This window comes from Bacillus cereus group sp. Sample62 (genome assembly GCF_036851315.1).
GTDB lineage: Bacteria > Bacillota > Bacilli > Bacillales > Bacillaceae_G > Bacillus_A > Bacillus_A wiedmannii.
In genome coordinates this window covers 3,388,731-3,405,414 of the sequence record NZ_JAFLPK010000001.1, presented here as the reverse complement: position 1 = coordinate 3,405,414, position 16,684 = coordinate 3,388,731, and the positions used below count along the sequence as shown (strand labels likewise).

Here is a 16,684-nt window from a genome sequence, read left to right as displayed (position 1 = left end):
TTAATTTAAGTTGAGCCAAACGCTCTTCACTTCTGTATAGTTATTTAATGCGTAAGATCCCATTTCACGGCCAAGACCAGATTGTTTAAATCCTCCGAATGGAGATGCTGCATCAAAGACGTTATAACAGTTTACCCATACTGTACCAGCACGTACTTTACTTGCAACATAGTGTGCTGTTTTAACATTTTCTGTCCACACACCAGCCGCTAAGCCGAACTGTGATTTATTTGCACGTTCAATTACTTCATCAATATCGTTAAAAGGTATTGCAGAAATAACTGGACCGAAAATTTCTTCTTTTGCGATCGTCATTTCGTCATTTACGTCAGCGAATACTGTAGGAGAAACGAAGTAGCCTTGATCGAATGGATTGCTTCCTCCGCAAAGTACTTCAGCGCCTTCTTCAATCCCTTTTTCAATGTAGCCCATTACACGTTTTTGTTGTTCTTCAGAAACGAGAGGACCGATTGTTGTTTCAGGGTTAAGACCGACACCTTGATTTAGTTTTTTAGAATAGAGGACGAGATCAGCCATGACATTATCATACATTTTCTTCGGAACAAATAAGCGTGATCCAGCAGAGCATACTTGTCCTTGGTTAAACATAACACCAGAAAGTGCACCAGGAATCGCGCGAGATAAATCAGCATCTGGCAAGATGATATTTGGTGATTTACCGCCTAACTCAAGTGTAACGCGTTTTAATGATTCAGATGCTTGTCGCATAATTTGTTTACCGACTGGAGTAGAACCAGTAAATGCAATTTTATCAACGAGTGGATGATTAACAAGAGCTTGTCCAGCTGATTCACCGAATCCAGGAACAATATTAATAACACCTTTCGGGAATCCAGCTTCTTCAATTAATTCAGCTAAGTATAGAGCGGATAGTGGCGTTTGCTCTGCAGGTTTTAAAACGATTGTACATCCTGTAGCAAGCGCTGCTCCCATTTTCCACATTGCCATAAGAAGTGGGAAGTTCCAAGGAATAATTTGACCGACGACACCAACAGCCTCATGGCGTGTATAGTTAAAGTAATTACCGGAAACAGGAATTGTTTGACCAACGATTTTCGTAGCCCAGCCAGCATAATAGCGCATATGCTCAATTGCAAGTGGTATGTCTGCTGCCATTGTTTCACGGATTGGCTTTCCGTTATCTAATGTTTCGAGCTGTGCAAGCTCTTCTTTATGTTCTTCCATTAAATCAGCTAACTTGTACATAAGACGGCTTCGCTCAGCAGTGCTCATGCGAGACCAAGGACCTTCGTCAAAAGCCATGCGAGCTGCAACGACAGCTTTATGAATATCTTCTCGACCAGCCTCAGAAACGACGGCAAGTGTTTCGCCGGTTGCTGGGTTAGGTGTTTTAAATGTTTTACCGGAAGCGCTTTCAATGAAAGATCCATTCACATATAACTTTTTTGTACCTTGAAGAAACTTTTCTACCTTTTCATGAAGATTTACAGCTAGTTGACTCATTGTATAACCCCCTTGAAAGTATAATGTAAACGCAGTACGAGACGGCGTTTATTCCGAAATCAAGGATGTGGGAACTAGATGGAAAGCCTCTAATTTAAATCATAATTAACAAATGCTGAAAATTCAAATTTCATTTGTGTTACAATTGTAAAAAATATGTAATGTAAGAGGGTCTTCTATATGATTATAAAAAATCCTGCTTGTTTTTGCTTTCTAGTAGGAAAAACTAGAAGAACAATGGTACAATAATACATCGTGAGAGGAGGGAGAAAAATGAAGGATTATCATGATGATCCACGCTTTCGAATCGCCCATAGAGAAGCGTTAATTGGTCTTGGACTTGCTATTATTAATTTTATAATATGGTACGGATTTGCTTATGGGCTTGGTAGTAAAAATCCAAGTGAATATACATATGTATTCGGTTTTCCAGCATGGTTTTTTTATAGCTGTATCGTTGGGTTTGTCGTTATGGTTATTTTACTTAGTTTAGTTGTTCGTTTTGTATTTCAAGATATTTCACTCGATGAGGAAGAAAAAAGTGAGGAATAATAGATGAATTGGTATGTAATCATTCCAATGATAATTTCATTTATCGTTGTGTTTTTAATTGGTGTATATGCTTCAAGACGCGTACAAGCGACTGCTAATAATAAATTTTTACAAGAATATTTTCTTGGTGGGCGTGAACTTGGCGGTTTATTATTAGCGATGACAATGATTGCTACGTACGGTAGTGCTAGTAGCTTTATTGGTGGTCCAGGTATTGCGTACAATATGGGCCTCGGATGGGTATTATTATCTGCGATTCAAGTTGTAACAGGGTATATCGTTTTAACGGTTATCGGTAAAAAGTTTGCAATTATCGCTAGGAAGATGGAAGCCATTACTCTTATCGATTATTTAAAGGGAAGATACAATAATAAAGCAGTTGTTATACTTTCAGCGTTATGTATTATTATCTTCTTATTTTCAGCAACAGTAGCTCAATGGGTCGGCGGTGGCCGATTAATTGAATCACTAACGGGTTTATCTTATACAACAGCACTATTTTTATTTACTTTTTCTGTACTTGTGTACGTATTAATTGGTGGATTTCGTGCAGTTGCTTTATCAGATACGTTATTAGGAATCATTATGTTAGTTGGAACGACAATCATTTTAATTGCTACTGTCATTGCTGGTGGTGGAATTGAAAAGATTATGCAGGAACTTATTCAAATCAATCCAAATTTAATTACACCATTCGGAGCGGATGGTAGTTTAACGAAATCATATGTGACATCATTTTGGATTTTAATTGGAATTGGTGTTGTTGGTTTACCGCAAATTAGCGTGCGTGCCATGTCTTATAAAAATTCAAAAGCTATGCACCAAGCGTTAATAATTGGAACGGTTGTTGTAGGTACAATTATGATTGGTATGCATTTAACAGGTGTATTTGCGCGAGTCGTACTTCCGGGTATAACAGTACCGGATAAAGTCATGCCGCTACTCGCGATGGAAGTGTTGCCACCTTGGTTAGCCGGTGTTTTCTTAGCTGCGCCAATGGCAGCAATTATGTCTACAGTAAACTCGTTATTGTTACTTGTAAGTTCATCAATTATTAAAGACATATACGTAAATTACATAAATAAAGATGCAGCAGACAGTACGATTAGAAAAGGAAGTTTGTGGATTACTGGTATCGTAGGGCTGCTCGTTTATGCAGCAGCAATTAAACCACCAGATTTTTTAATATGGTTAAATTTATTTTCTTTCGGTGGATTAGAAGCAGCATTTATTTGGCCAATCGTATTAGGGTTATATTGGAGAAAAGGAAATGCAACAGGAGCGCTTGCCTCTATTTTTGTTGGGGTAGGCTCATATATGTGTATTCATCTTTTCTATCCAAATCCGTTCGGTATACATACAGTTGTCTTCCCAATTTGTTTTGCGTTTATCGCTTATATTATTGGAAGTATGAGTGCTGTGAAGAAGAACAGTATAGGTTAGAGGAAGAACGTAGTCCTTATAGAGGACTACGTTTTTTTGTGTGAATTTATTCTTTTTTATTCTGTATATGTAAGGTTATTCATAAATTAATAACAATTGAGGGGATGGAGTTGAGGTCGATGAAAAAAGTGTTATTTTTGGGAGACCCAGGAATTGATGACTCTTTAGCCATCATGTATGGAATTATGCATCCTGATATTGATATTGTTGGTGTTGTAACCGGATATGGAAATGTAACACAAGAAAAGGCGACGAGTAATGCAGCATATTTGCTGCAAATGGCGGGGCGGGAAGATATACCTGTTATAAATGGTGCAAAGATCCCTTTATCCGGAGATGTAACAACGTATTATCCAGAAATTCATGGGGCAGATGGATTAGGGCCAATTAAACCACCAAAAGCTTTTTCGCCAAATATAAAACCTTTTTGTGCTTTTTTTGATATTCTTGAAAAGTATAAAGGAGAATTAATCATTGTTGATGCTGGTAGGTCAACGACACTAGCGACAGCATTTATTTTAGAAAAGCCGATGATGAAGTATGTGAAAGAATATTATATAATGGGCGGTGCTTTTTTAATGCCCGGCAATGTGACACCAGTCGCAGAGGCGAATTTTCATGGTGATCCGATTGCGTCACAATTAGTTATGCAAAATGCCAAGAATGTGACATTAGTGCCACTTAACGTTACATCTGAAGCAATTATTACGCAAGAAATGGTGAAATATATTACGAAACACTCTAAAACGAATTTTAATAAATTAATTGAACCGATATTTACGTATTATTATAAAGCGTATAAAAAGTTAAATCCGAAAATAACAGGTAGCCCAGTACATGACGTTGTTACAATGATGGTAGCGGCGAATCCGTCTATTTTGGATTATGTGTACCGTCGTGTCGATGTAGATACAGTGGGGATTGCAAAGGGAGAAAGTATTGCTGATTTCCGCCCACAACCTGATGCAAAATCCTTAAAGAATTGGGTGCGAATTGGTTGGTCATTACATTATAAAAAATTTCTCGAAGACTTCGTGAAAATTATGACGTAGACATAATAGGAGAATACAAGTTAAAATAATGGAGATGATTACTAAAATAATCGTCTCCATTATTTTGTTTGTAAGAGATAGATAGATTGAGAAGAGTTATACAATAGGAGAGGAATTTTACTTGAAAAAAACTATAGTATGCGCAGTGATTGTGGGTATTTTCGTTTTGCTAATATCGGGTAATTTTTTAGTGAAAAAAGTGTGGAGTTCAAATAATGATGATGCACAGTATATCGCATCCTTTATTGAAGAACATAAAGATGAAAAAAATAGTGCGCTTCTCGTGAAGAGAAATGATAAAGTTGTTTATTCTGTAAATCCAAATGTTGTATTGCCAGTTGCTAGTACGATGAAGTTAATTGTGGCGCTTGAATATACGAAACAAGTTACGGAAGGGAAAATTGATCCGTCTAGTTTCGTTTCCATTAATGATATAAATCGTTATTATGTGCCGAATACAGATGGCGGTGCACAAGATAGATGGCAAAGGTACTTGCAAAAGAAAGACAAGGTAACAGAAGGTGCAGTTTCTTTAGAAGAAGTGGCAAAAGGAATGGTTAAGTTTAGTTCGAATGCGAATGCGGAATATTTAATGGAAGTGTTAGGATTAGATAATATTAATCGTAACTTACAAAGTTTATCGCTTCCAGCACATCAGCCGCTATTTCCGATTGTTTCATCTTTATACATCCCTGGATATTTGCATAAAGAACTACATGTACCGAAATATAAAATTGAGAAAAAGTTAAAAGAAATGTCTCAAGAGCAATATCGTGAATATGCGATGATTATTCATGAACGCTTAAAAAAGAAGGGGCCATTATTACAGAAGGAAATACCTCTTTATTTAGAGGAACGTTACGATAAAATTTGGTCAGATCGATTACCAGCAGCTTCTGCAAACGATTATATGGTACTGCTTCAAAAGGCAAATCATAAAGGTGGCCTAACAGACGCGGAAGAAAAAGTGTGGGCTAATATCGTTGAAACAGATATGAGTGCTAAGAAATACCGTAAAACATTTAGACATGCAGGGCAAAAGAATGGTTATACGCCATGGACAGTTACAAAAGCAGTTTATGCGATGGATAAACGCGGGAACTGTACAGAAATAGTGTTCTTAGCAAATGATTTAAATGAAGACGACAGTGCAGAAATACGGAAACATTTAGCAAACTTACATTTCCAAGTGTTGCAAAGTGATAAGTATGATGCGACTTTTATTAAGTAAACTCGGTGCAGAGAGCACCGAGTTTATTTTTATATACAAGCACTTTTTTACTCTCTCTGGGTATGATGGGTAGTAATACTTAGGTGAAAGGGGAAAAGGTGATGAAACAGAGTAAAGAAGAATTTATAAAGAATGAAGGCGCTGATTTCCCTGGGAAAACATATGTGGATTGTGTATTACAACATGTATTTCATTTTCAACGAAATTACTTATTAAAAGATATGTTTCAAGTGCATAAAGCACATATTACAATGCTGACTGAAGAAAATTTAATGAAAAAGGAAGAAGCTAAAGTTATATTACACGCACTAAAAAAGATAGAGGGAATTCCAAAAGATCAATTGCTATATACAGAGCAGCATGAAGATCTCTTTTTTCTAGTCGAACATTTAATTTCTCAAGAAGCGAAATGCGATTTTGTAAGTAATATGCATATTGGTAGAAGTAGAAATGATATGGGGGTAACGATGTATCGTATGAGTTTAAGGCGATATGTACTACGATTAATGGAGCATCATTTGTTATTGCAAGAAAGTATACTACAACTTGCTGCTGATCATAAAGAAACGATTATGCCAGCTTATACACATACACAACCAGCGCAGCCCACAACATTTGGTCATTATACGTTAGCGATTTATGATACGATGCAGAGAGATTTAGAACGAATGAAACGAACGTACAAACTTTTAAATCAGTCTCCAATGGGAGCCGCCGCTCTTTCTACAACAAGTTTCCCAATTAAACGAGAGCGAGTTGCCAATTTACTTGGGTTTACAAATGTAATTGAGAACTCATATGATGCTGTTGCTGGAGCGGATTATTTATTAGAAGTTAGCTCGTTACTGATGGTAATTATGACGAATACGAGCAGATGGATTCATGATTTCTTACTATTAGCGACGAAAGAATATGATGGTATTACTGTTGCGAAGCCATATGTACAAATAAGTAGCATTATGCCGCAAAAGCGAAATCCAGTTTCCATTGAACACGCCCGTGCGATTACGAGTAGTGCTTTAGGAGAAGCATTTACAGTATTTCAAATGATTCATAATACACCATTTGGTGATATTGTCGATACGGAAGATGACCTGCAGCCGTATTTATATAAAGGAATTGAAAAGACCATTCGTGTTTTTTGTATTATGAATGCAGTTATTCGAACGATGAAAGTAGAAGAAGAAACGTTGAAGAGTCGTTCTTATAAACATGCAATTACGATAACTGATTTCGCAGATGTTTTAACAAAAAACTATAGCATTCCATTTCGGCATGCGCATCATGCAGCGAGTGTTATTGCGAAAATGTCATTGGAGCAGAAAAAGGAGCTACATGAATTACATTTCAAAGATGTAAATATATACTTACAAGAAAAATTTAAAGTACATTTGTTAGAAAAAGAGTGGGAAGAAATTGTATCGCCAGAAGCATTTATTCAAAAAAGAAATGTATACGGTGGACCGAGTAAAAAAGAAATGGAGCGTATGATTAAAAATCGAAAAGAGTCATTTCAAAAAGAAGAAGAGGTATTTGAAAAAGAAAAACAGAGAATTTTACAAGCTGAAACTGATTTGAATATGTTAACTTCGCATAGTATTGAATCGTAAAAGAGGGATTTAATGAATTAATCGCCAATACTTAATGAAACTATAAATAGAGGGAAGAGATTGTCGATGATTCAATTACATGTATATGAAGAGATTCTTAATTTTAAAGAAGAGGTTACACCATTTTTAGAAAAGAATGAGCAGGAAAATAATCTCATATTAGGTGTATTGCAAATGGTCCAACAACCGATATTTATGGGGGTAGCAAAACAAGAGGAAGAAATTGTAGCTGTATTTCTTCAAACAGAAGAAAAGAAACAAATCATTGTTGCTACGTCTGAAATTGCGGAAGAGGATATCGTGGAACTTGCAAAAAAATTAACGAAAGTATATTCGAATGTTCCTGGATTGATTGGTAATAAGAAAATTGTACAGAAATTAGCGGAAGAGATTGCTGTGTTAGAAAATAAGAAAACGAATGTTGTAATGGAACAAGGTGTGTATGCATTACACCAAGTTAAGAAGAAGTGGACCGAGGATGGGGCTTTTCGAGAAATAGGTAGTGATGAGCTACCATTAATAGAACAGTGGATTTATCAATTTTGCGAAGATGTAAGGCTTCCTACTACGAAAGAAGAAGCGAAACAAACCGCTCATACATTAATTACGAACCGTCGGCTATTTGGTTTAGATGTAGATGGGCAGCTTGTATCTGTAGCTGCAAAAACGAGACCGACTACAAATAATATAACAGTTAATTTCGTATATACACCGAAAGAAGCGCGAAAAAAAGGGTACGCATCTAGTTGTGTCGCTGCACTTAGTCAACGTATGTTAGATGAAGGATATAAGACGACTACGTTATATACTGATCTAGCGAACCCTACGTCTAATAAAATTTATCAAGAAATTGGTTATGAACAAATTGCGGAGTCTGTACTTATATTTTTAGAGAAATAAAATGAAAAGGCACGCTATTATAGCGTGCCTTTTTGTTATTCATCAATTCTAATAACCTCGCCTTGAGGGAAGTCTTCGGTTTCTAGTAAGCTACGAATTGCTTTCGCAACGTATTCAGGTGACAGTAGTTTTCCTTCTTCTTTTAGTGCGATGAAGCGGTCTAAATTTATGAAGTCTTCTTTATTTGTTTCACGAATTTGCGCTTGCATATTTGTATCAACAACACCAGGTGCGAAAGCGACGATTTTTACTGGGTATTCTTTTTCCACCTCTTCAGTCGCTACGCACTGTGTAAACATATTTACACCTGCTTTCGTTGTACAATAAGCACCCCATCCGAAATAAGGATTTTTTCCTGCACCAGATGAAATGTTAATAACGCGTTTATCTACTTTCCATTCTTTCGTATGTTTCATGAAAGTAGATGTAAGAATCATAGGTGCAAGTAAATTAATGTGAACGTTCGTAATGAATTGTTCACTTTCTGCTTTTTCAATTGGCTTCATAGGAGCAACTGTACCCGCATTATTAATTAAATGAATAGAGGATACAGTGTCTTCTTGAATAGATGAAATGATTTCGTTAAAGTTCATTTCTAAATTATGTACATCTTGAAGATCTAAGGAGTGGAAAACACAATTGCTGTTATATTGTTCTGCGAGTTTCGTAAGTTCTTTATTTTCTCTTCTAGAAATAGAGATGATACTCGTGTTTTCTTCTAACAATTGCGCGGCGATTGCCTCACCTAAACCTTGTGAAGTTCCTGTTACGATAACATAACGCATAGTGTAGTAAGCTCCTCTCGTATGTGCGGAATTTTGTTGGACAAAGTACATTGCATAGTTTGTCTACATTTTATAGTATAGAGCACTTTTTACTATAAATGAAATGAGATGATTACGTGCCTTTTTTGAATCGCTTTACAACAACAGTAACTGGTGCCGTCACGTTCACTGGGAACACGCTGGGGCTTAGTCCTACATCGCCTGCACCAGGTAATATTTTTGGTACACTTGCTGTATTTACGACAGTAAATACAGCGCTGCAAGTACCAGGATTCCCAGCAGGAACAACGGATGACTGGCAATTAAATTCTTCAAGTGCAATTTTAAATCTTCCGGCAGGGAGTAGTATTTTGTATGCAGAGTTAGTTTGGGCCGGTACTTTCCGGACTGATACGGAAGATGTTTTACCATTTTTAAATGATAACATTACATTTACAACGCCAGCAGGGACCTTTTCTATTACGCCAGATCCTGCTACCGCGCAGCAAGGTTCTGTAGGAAATCAGTTTTATTATGCTCGCTCTGCTAATGTAACGAATCTTGTTAGTGCAGGTGGGGCAGGCGCATATACAACGGGTGCTGTGCCAGCTGCAAGAACTTCAGCCGACCCAACAATTAGCCGTTCAGCTGGCTGGACGCTTGAGGTTGTGTATCAAAATGCCAGTTTACCACTTCGAAATTTGTCAGTGTATGCAGGTCAAGAAATTATTGATGCTTCATCACCACCAGTTGATGCTACTATTTCAGGTTTTGCTACTCCAGCTACAGGAGCTGTAACAGGAAGGGTACTTGTAACTGCCCAAGAAGGTGATTCTAACATTTCTGGAGATCAACTTCGCTTTGGGCCGAATGCGAATACTACAGTTGCGTTATTTGGACCGAGAAACCCTGCAAATAATTTCTTTCAGTCACAAATTTGTAATGACAGTGGAAATTTAGATACGAGCGGTACATTTGGAGATTTGAATCAGCCGTTAGGGGTAGCTTTGGCTGTCCGAAGACAAGGGTGGGATATTACGAATGTAGATGCCTCCTCATCTTTAGTAAACAATCAAACGTCAGCAACTGTTCGCTTCGTTACAAATGGAGATGGATACGCTGCAGCTGGTTTTGGTGTTCAAATTGATGCGACAGGTCCAATTATTAATCCAGTTAAATCGGTTAATAGAACAGTCGCAGGGGTAGGGGATACTCTCACTTATACGATTACGGTCCCGAATACAGGAACAGGAAGTGCAGAAAACGTTGTATTACAAGATAGTATTCCGAACGGAACGACATTTGTAGCAGGTAGTGTAACGGTAGGTGGAGTAACACAACCGAATGCAAACCCTGCTAATGGAATTAATTTAGGTACAATCCCAAATAACACGCAAAGAATTGTTACATTTCAAGTTCGAATAACATCATTCCCGAATCCAAATCCTATTTCAAATCGTGCAATGGTGTCATATCAATTCCGTCCTTTCGTCGGTAGTCCACCTATTACAAGTACCTCTTCTTCCAATACAGTACAAACGACAGTGAATCAAGCAACTATAAGTATGCAAAAATCTGTAGATTTACAGACGGCAACGCTTAATGATGTATTAACGTACACGGTTAATGTGACGAATAATGGAAACGTTACTGCAAATAATGTTATTTTTGTTGATAGTATTCCTGCAGGAACAACATTTGTAGCAAACAGCGTTACGGTAAATGGAGTAGCACGTCCAGGAGCAAATCCAGCAAGTAGTATTAATCTAGGAAGTATTAATGCTTCGCAAACGACGGTAGTGCGCTTTCAAGTTCGAGTAACATCTAATCCTCTTGTCAATCCAATTCCGAACCGTGCAAGTACAACCTTTACCTTTACCCCAGTGCCTGGTCAACAACCAATTTCAGGGCAAGCGACAAGTAATACCGTAGTTACTACTATTAATATAGCTGACATAAGAACGAGAAAAACAGTAGATAGAGCTTTTGCGACAGTAAATGACATTCTTACGTACACTGTAACAATTGAAAATACAGGAAATGTACTTGCAACGAACGTTATTTTTCAAGATCCAATCCCAATTGGAACGACTTTTATCGCAAATAGTGTGACTGTGGATGGGGCTTCACAGCCTGGAGCAAATCCAGCGACTGGGTTTACAGTAACGAACATATCTCCTGGCGGAAGTAGGACAGTGACTTTTCAAGTACGAGTGACATCTACTCCATCAGGAGGTACGATTGCGAATCGTGGAAATGTATCTGCTAATTTCGTCGTTATTCCGAATCAGCCACCGATAACGATTAATAGACAAACGAATACAGTTGTGACACAAGTTAATACAGGCGGTTTAAATGTAATAAAAGAAGTGAATACAATGCAAGCGGCGGTAGGGGATACTTTAACATACACAATTGCCGTTCAAAATACAGGAAACGTTCCGTTAACAAATGTATTTTTCCAAGACACTATTTCTTCCGCTGTTTCTTTCGTTGCAAATTCTGTAACAATTAATGGAGTACCGCAAAGTGGATTGAATCCGAATACAGGATTTTCTCTTCCTAATATTCCCGCGGCTCAAACAGTTGTAGTGACATTTGACGTATTAATTGTACAGGATCCAGAAAATGAGGATATTTTAAATCAAGCAAATGTAACAGCAAGTTTTCAAGTGAATCCGAGCGAACCGCCAGTAACAATCAATGTTCCGAGTAATATTGTGAATACAACTGTACAATCAGGGAACTTTGAAGTTGTGAAAGCAGTGAATACGAATGTTGCAACTGTAGGGGATGTTTTAGTATATACAATCGAAATCATAAATGCAGGTAGTGTACCAGCTACAAATGTATTTTTCCAAGATTCAATTCCACAAGGGACATTATTTATTGAAAATAGTGTAGTTGTTAATGGTGTTTTACTAGAAGGGGCAGATCCAGAACTTGGATTCCAATTAAATAATTTGCCTACTGGCGCGAGTGTAATTGTTACGTTTGAAGTATTAATTGATGAAATTCCCCAAGGAAATAATGTCGTAAATAATGCGAATGTAACTGGTGATTTCCTTGTAAATCCAACAGAGCCACCGATTACTGTAACAGTACCAAGTAATACTGTTATGACAGTCGTGAATTCTTCAGGATTAAATGTAATGAAAAGTGTAAGTGCTACTGAAGCAGGAGTAGGAGATACGTTAACGTATACAGTTCGTATACAGAATAGTGGAACAGTAGCAGCAACAAATGTATCATTCCTTGATCCGATTCCTACTGGAACAACGTTTGTAGCAAATAGTGTAACGATAAATGGAGCGCCACAACCAGGTTTAAACCCAACAACTGGATTTCCACTTGCTAATATTCCAGTAGGAGGGATGGTAACAGTTACTTTTCAAGTGACAATCACGAGTGTACCACCAAATAGAGTTCTTCCAAATAATGCGAATGTAACTGCGGATTTCCAAGTAAGTCCTCTCCAGCCGCCAATTACAATCGTAACGATTAGTAATATTGTTGTGACGCGAGTGAATGTAGGAACACTTAATGTAATGAAGAGTGTAAATACACCACAAGCAGGAGTAGGAGATACGTTAACGTATACGATTCTTATTCAAAATACAGGAACTGTTCCTGCAACGAATATTATTTTTCAAGATCCAATTCCGTCTGGTACTGCGTTTGTAGCAAATAGTGTGACGATAAATGGAGTTGTTCAACAAGGCGCGAATCCTATGGCAGGTTTCCCAGTACCTAATATTCCAGTTGGGCAAACTGCTACAATTACGTTTCAAGTTACAGTGACGAGCGTGCCGAGTGGTGGGAATATAAGAAATCAATCGAATGTAACTGCAAGTTTTCTTATAAATCCGGCTGGTCCTCCTATAACGACTGTTACGAATAGTAACTTTGTAGTGACGCAAGTAAACACAGCTCGGTTAAATATACAAAAATCTTCATCTGTACAACAAGCAGCACTTGGAGAAACATACACGTATACTGTTGTCATTCGGAATAACGGCACAGTAACAGCAACGAATGTCTCTTTCCTTGATCCAATTGCTCCAGAAACAACATTTGTAGCAAATAGTGTAGTAATAAATGGAACACCTCAACCTGGATTTGATCCAAATATAGGTTTTACGCTTCCTAATATTGCTGCTGGAACATCATTGACTGTAACGTTCCAAGTAACAGTAGTTGCGCCATCCACGCGCGGAGCCGTACTAAACACGGCATCTGCTACTGCTACTTTTTTATTAAACCCTTTACAGCCTCCTGTAACAACGACAAATACAAGTAATACGACAGTCGTTACAATACCACTACCTCCTCCTGGTGAAGTGACAGCAACAAAAACAGTAAATGTTACCGCTGGAGCTGTTGGAGATGTATTAACGTATACAGTGCTAATAACGAATGTAGGAATTATCCCAGTTACAGATGTACTCTTTCAAGATGTCATTCCAGAAGGGACGACGTTTGTTGACAATAGCGTAACGATAGGTGGTATACAGCAACTTGGTTTGAATCCAGAAATAGGCTTTACAGTTAGTCCATTATTAAATGCTGGTGGAAGTATTACGGTAACATTCCAAGTGACGATTACAGAGGTTCCAGATAATGAAGTCATATTAAATGATGCCGACGTTACATTTACTTCACAACCGAATCCGCAGGAACCGCCGATTACGCAAACGATATTAACGAATTTAGTTGTTACGACAATTAATATTGCTTCGATTTTCCCATTAAAACTAGTAGATAAAGAAGCAGCGACGGTTGGAGAAATATTAACCTACGATGTACTAATTTTTAACTTTGGAACAGTGCCGGCAACGAATGTCCAATTTCTTGATTCTAGTACGAGTGGTGTAGCGTTTGTACCAGGAAGTGTGAGTATAAACGGAGTACCAGCACCGGGATTAAATCCGTTTATAGGTTTTACAGTTCCTGATATACCTGTAGATGATTTTGTGCTTGTCACATATCAAGAGATGGTAACGAGCGTGCCTCAAGGTGGAACAGTTGTTAACTTTGTAGACGTTACAGCGACATTTGCTGTAAGTGAAACAGAGCCGCCTATTACGGAGACGACGACAAGTAACACGACATTAACAGAAATAAATGAACCTGGTTTGAATGTTTTAAAATCAGTGAGTCAGCCGGTTGTTGCAGTAGGCGATACAATCACATATACAACAGTAGTTCAAAATATAGGAACAGTGGTAGCGACAAATGTTCAATATAGTGATGTATTACTGTCCTCGATCACATTTGTACCAGATAGTGTAACGATAGATGGTGTGCTACAACCTGGATTCAATCCTAATAATGGATTCCCACTTCCAGATATAAATCCAGGTGAAAGTGTAGAAGTTACATTCCAAGTAACAGTTGTCAGTGTTCCATCAAACGGAACAATTGCTAATACCGCGAACGTTACGGGAAGCTTTATACTAGTGCCAGGAGAACCGCCAGTTGTAGTAAACCAACCGAGCAATACAACACTTACAACTGTAAATAGAGGACGATTTAATGTTATTAAACAAGTAAATAGAGCAGCTACTCTCGTTGGAGATGTATTAACGTATACAGTTCAAATAACGAATACGGGAACAGTAACAGCAAATGATGTTCAGTTTATTGATACGATCTCAGTAGGAGCGTCATTTGTCCTAAATAGTGTAACGATAAATGGAATTTCGCAACCGAATTTAAATCCAATTACTGGATTTGGAGTTGGGGATATACTCGTTGGGGAAACGGTTATCGTGACGTTTCAAGCGACAGTTACAAACATCCCGTCATCAGGAACCATTACGAACGTTGCAAATATAACGGGAAACTTTACTTTAGTACCAGGAGAGCCACCAGTTGTAGTAACAGAGCCGAGTAATACGACAATAACAAGGGTAAATAGAGGACGATTTAATGTTATAAAAACTGTAAATAAAGAAGCAACACGATTAGGGGATACGTTAACTTATAGTGTGCAAGTTACAAATACAGGAACGGTAGCTGCGACAAATGTTCAGTTTATTGATATTCCATCGCCTGATTTAGAATTCGTTCCAGGAAGCGTACAAATAAATGGGATTCCACAAGTAGGTTTAGATCCTTTTGTAGGCTTTTCATTACCGAATCTTGCAGTAGGGGATAGTATATTAATTACATTTGAAGTAAATGTAATCGCGGTTCCGCCTTCTAGTAGCATTATGAATACAGCGAGAGTAACTGGTGATTTCGAATTGATTCCAGGAGAACCACCGTTTACAATTACGAACTCAAGTAATACGACAGTCACACCAGTAAATAGAGGCAGTTTAGATATGTTGAAGGAAGTAGATCATCCGATTGTTGGAGTAGGAGAAACGGTAACGTATACTGTTCGTATATTAAATACAGGTACTGCTGATGCGATGAATGTTCAATTTATCGATGTCCTATCTCCGGAAGCTGTTTTTGTACCAAATAGTGTAACTGTAAATGGAGTAGTTCGTCCGGGAGTAAATCCGCAGGTTGGATTTACGATTGTAGACATTCCAGTCGGTGAGACGGCACTTGTAACATATGAAGCTACGATTACGAGCTTTCCAGATGGTGGTACAGTAGTGAACGTTGCTGGGGCGTTAGCAGAATATATTTTAGTACCAGGGGAGCCTCCAGTTACAGTGATGGATACGAGCAATACAGTTATTGTAACGGTAAATACTGCAATCTTATTTGTTGCAAAAGGAGCAAACTTTGAAGTAGCAATGGTAGGGGATGTTGTCACTTACGGAATTGCCGTTATAAATGATAGTACAGTTCCTGTGACCAGCATCGTGTTAACAGATATCGTTGATCCGAATACGTTATTTATAAATGGCACGGTAACGGTAAATGATGTACCTCTTCCATTTGCTAATCCGAATACCGGTATTCCGTTAGGTGATTTTCAGCCAAATGATGCGGCAATTATTAATTTCCAAGTTGTAATAACAGGAGGGCAAATAAATAACTTAGTCACAAATACTGCTATAGCAAATGGGCTCGCAATTGTAAATCCGAATGAGCCGCCAGTAGTAGTTGAAGGTGATAGCAATACAGTTGTTATCCCGTTTATTCCTCAAAATGTCTCAACGACAGTCGTAAAAACGGCAGATCTTCAAACGGCAACGATTGGAGATGTCATTACGTTTACGACAGTCATTACAAATACGGGTGATACTGTAATGCAAAATATTCGTTTTCAAGATATGTTAGATAGTAGTGTTCGATTTGTTCCTGGAAGTGTAACGGTTGATAATATGCCAGTGCCAAATGTAAACCCAGTATCAGGATTTCTTATAGGGGATTTAAATCCAGGTGAAGTGCGAACAGTTGCGTTCCAAGTAGTAGTTCAGAGCGCGCCAAATGGTTCAGGGAATTATATTAATCAAGCGAGTATTCGCTTCGAACATCAAGTGGGCACAGTGTTACCACCTGTTACACAAATAGTAGAAAGTAATATGGTTGTCATTCCGTTTATTCCGACGATTGAACAAATTTGCGAAACAAACTTTAATTGTTTAGATAAAATTCCATTTCAATGTTCTCCGTGTATTCAGTTGCACGGACATAAAAAATAAAAAGAAAAAGAGCATCCTGAAAGAATAGGATGCTCTT

Annotated in this window: 9 protein-coding genes; 7 read left to right on the top strand and 2 right to left on the bottom strand. The window is 37.9% G+C overall.

The annotated features are described in order from the left end of the window. Positions 1-1,485 (bottom strand): aldehyde dehydrogenase DhaS, encoded by a 1,485-nt coding sequence (gene dhaS, locus J0835_RS17255; protein ID WP_000080285.1) that lies wholly within the window; start codon positions 1,483-1,485, stop codon positions 1-3. Positions 1,486-1,758: 273 nt separating this feature from the next. Between dhaS and J0835_RS17250 the strand changes: the two genes are divergently transcribed. The 6 genes from J0835_RS17250 to J0835_RS17225 all read left to right on the top strand — a co-directional run bounded on the left by J0835_RS17250 (position 1,759) and on the right by J0835_RS17225 (position 8,273). Continuing rightward, positions 1,759-2,037, top strand: a complete 279-nt coding sequence (locus J0835_RS17250) for a YhdT family protein (protein ID WP_000656242.1) — start codon at positions 1,759-1,761, stop codon at positions 2,035-2,037. A 3-nt stretch (positions 2,038-2,040) separates the two neighbouring features. Further along, complete coding sequence (panF, locus tag J0835_RS17245) at positions 2,041-3,480, top strand: sodium/pantothenate symporter (protein WP_087981458.1); 1,440 nt, start codon at positions 2,041-2,043, stop codon at positions 3,478-3,480. 119 nt (positions 3,481-3,599) lie between these two features. Continuing rightward, positions 3,600-4,532: a nucleoside hydrolase gene (locus tag J0835_RS17240; RefSeq protein ID WP_087981457.1), complete on the top strand. Its 933-nt coding sequence runs from the start codon at positions 3,600-3,602 to the stop codon at positions 4,530-4,532. 121 nt (positions 4,533-4,653) lie between these two features. Beyond that, positions 4,654-5,763, top strand: a complete 1,110-nt coding sequence (locus J0835_RS17235) for a serine hydrolase (RefSeq protein WP_087981456.1) — start codon at positions 4,654-4,656, stop codon at positions 5,761-5,763. 83 nt (positions 5,764-5,846) lie between these two features. Then, on the top strand, positions 5,847-7,373 hold the full coding sequence (argH, locus tag J0835_RS17230) for an argininosuccinate lyase (RefSeq protein WP_140386850.1): 1,527 nt from the start codon (positions 5,847-5,849) through the stop codon (positions 7,371-7,373). A gap of 66 nt (positions 7,374-7,439) precedes the next feature. Continuing rightward, complete coding sequence (locus tag J0835_RS17225; RefSeq protein WP_087981454.1) at positions 7,440-8,273, top strand: GNAT family N-acetyltransferase; 834 nt, start codon at positions 7,440-7,442, stop codon at positions 8,271-8,273. A 35-nt stretch (positions 8,274-8,308) separates the two neighbouring features. Here J0835_RS17225 and J0835_RS17220 read toward each other — a convergent pair whose 3' ends face one another. Beyond that, complete coding sequence (locus J0835_RS17220; RefSeq protein WP_087981453.1) at positions 8,309-9,058, bottom strand: (S)-benzoin forming benzil reductase; 750 nt, start codon at positions 9,056-9,058, stop codon at positions 8,309-8,311. Between the two features lie 116 nt (positions 9,059-9,174). Here J0835_RS17220 and J0835_RS17215 point away from each other — a divergent pair, with 116 nt between their 5' ends. Further along, positions 9,175-16,647, top strand: coding sequence for a DUF7507 domain-containing protein (locus J0835_RS17215; protein WP_087981452.1), 7,473 nt, complete (start codon positions 9,175-9,177; stop codon positions 16,645-16,647). Positions 16,648-16,684 lie beyond the last annotated feature (37 nt).

Excerpts from the sequence above, each read along its gene's own strand:
- dhaS (WP_000080285.1), bottom strand. The coding sequence starts at position 1,485 with ATGAGTCAACTAGCTGTAAATCTTCATGAAAAGGTAGAAAAGTTTCTT.
- J0835_RS17240 (WP_087981457.1), top strand. The coding sequence starts at position 3,600 with ATGAAAAAAGTGTTATTTTTGGGAGACCCAGGAATTGATGACTCTTTA.
- J0835_RS17225 (WP_087981454.1), top strand. The coding sequence starts at position 7,440 with ATGATTCAATTACATGTATATGAAGAGATTCTTAATTTTAAAGAAGAG.
- panF (WP_087981458.1), top strand. The coding sequence starts at position 2,041 with ATGAATTGGTATGTAATCATTCCAATGATAATTTCATTTATCGTTGTG.
- J0835_RS17250 (WP_000656242.1), top strand. The coding sequence starts at position 1,759 with ATGAAGGATTATCATGATGATCCACGCTTTCGAATCGCCCATAGAGAA.
- J0835_RS17220 (WP_087981453.1), bottom strand. The coding sequence starts at position 9,058 with ATGCGTTATGTTATCGTAACAGGAACTTCACAAGGTTTAGGTGAGGCA.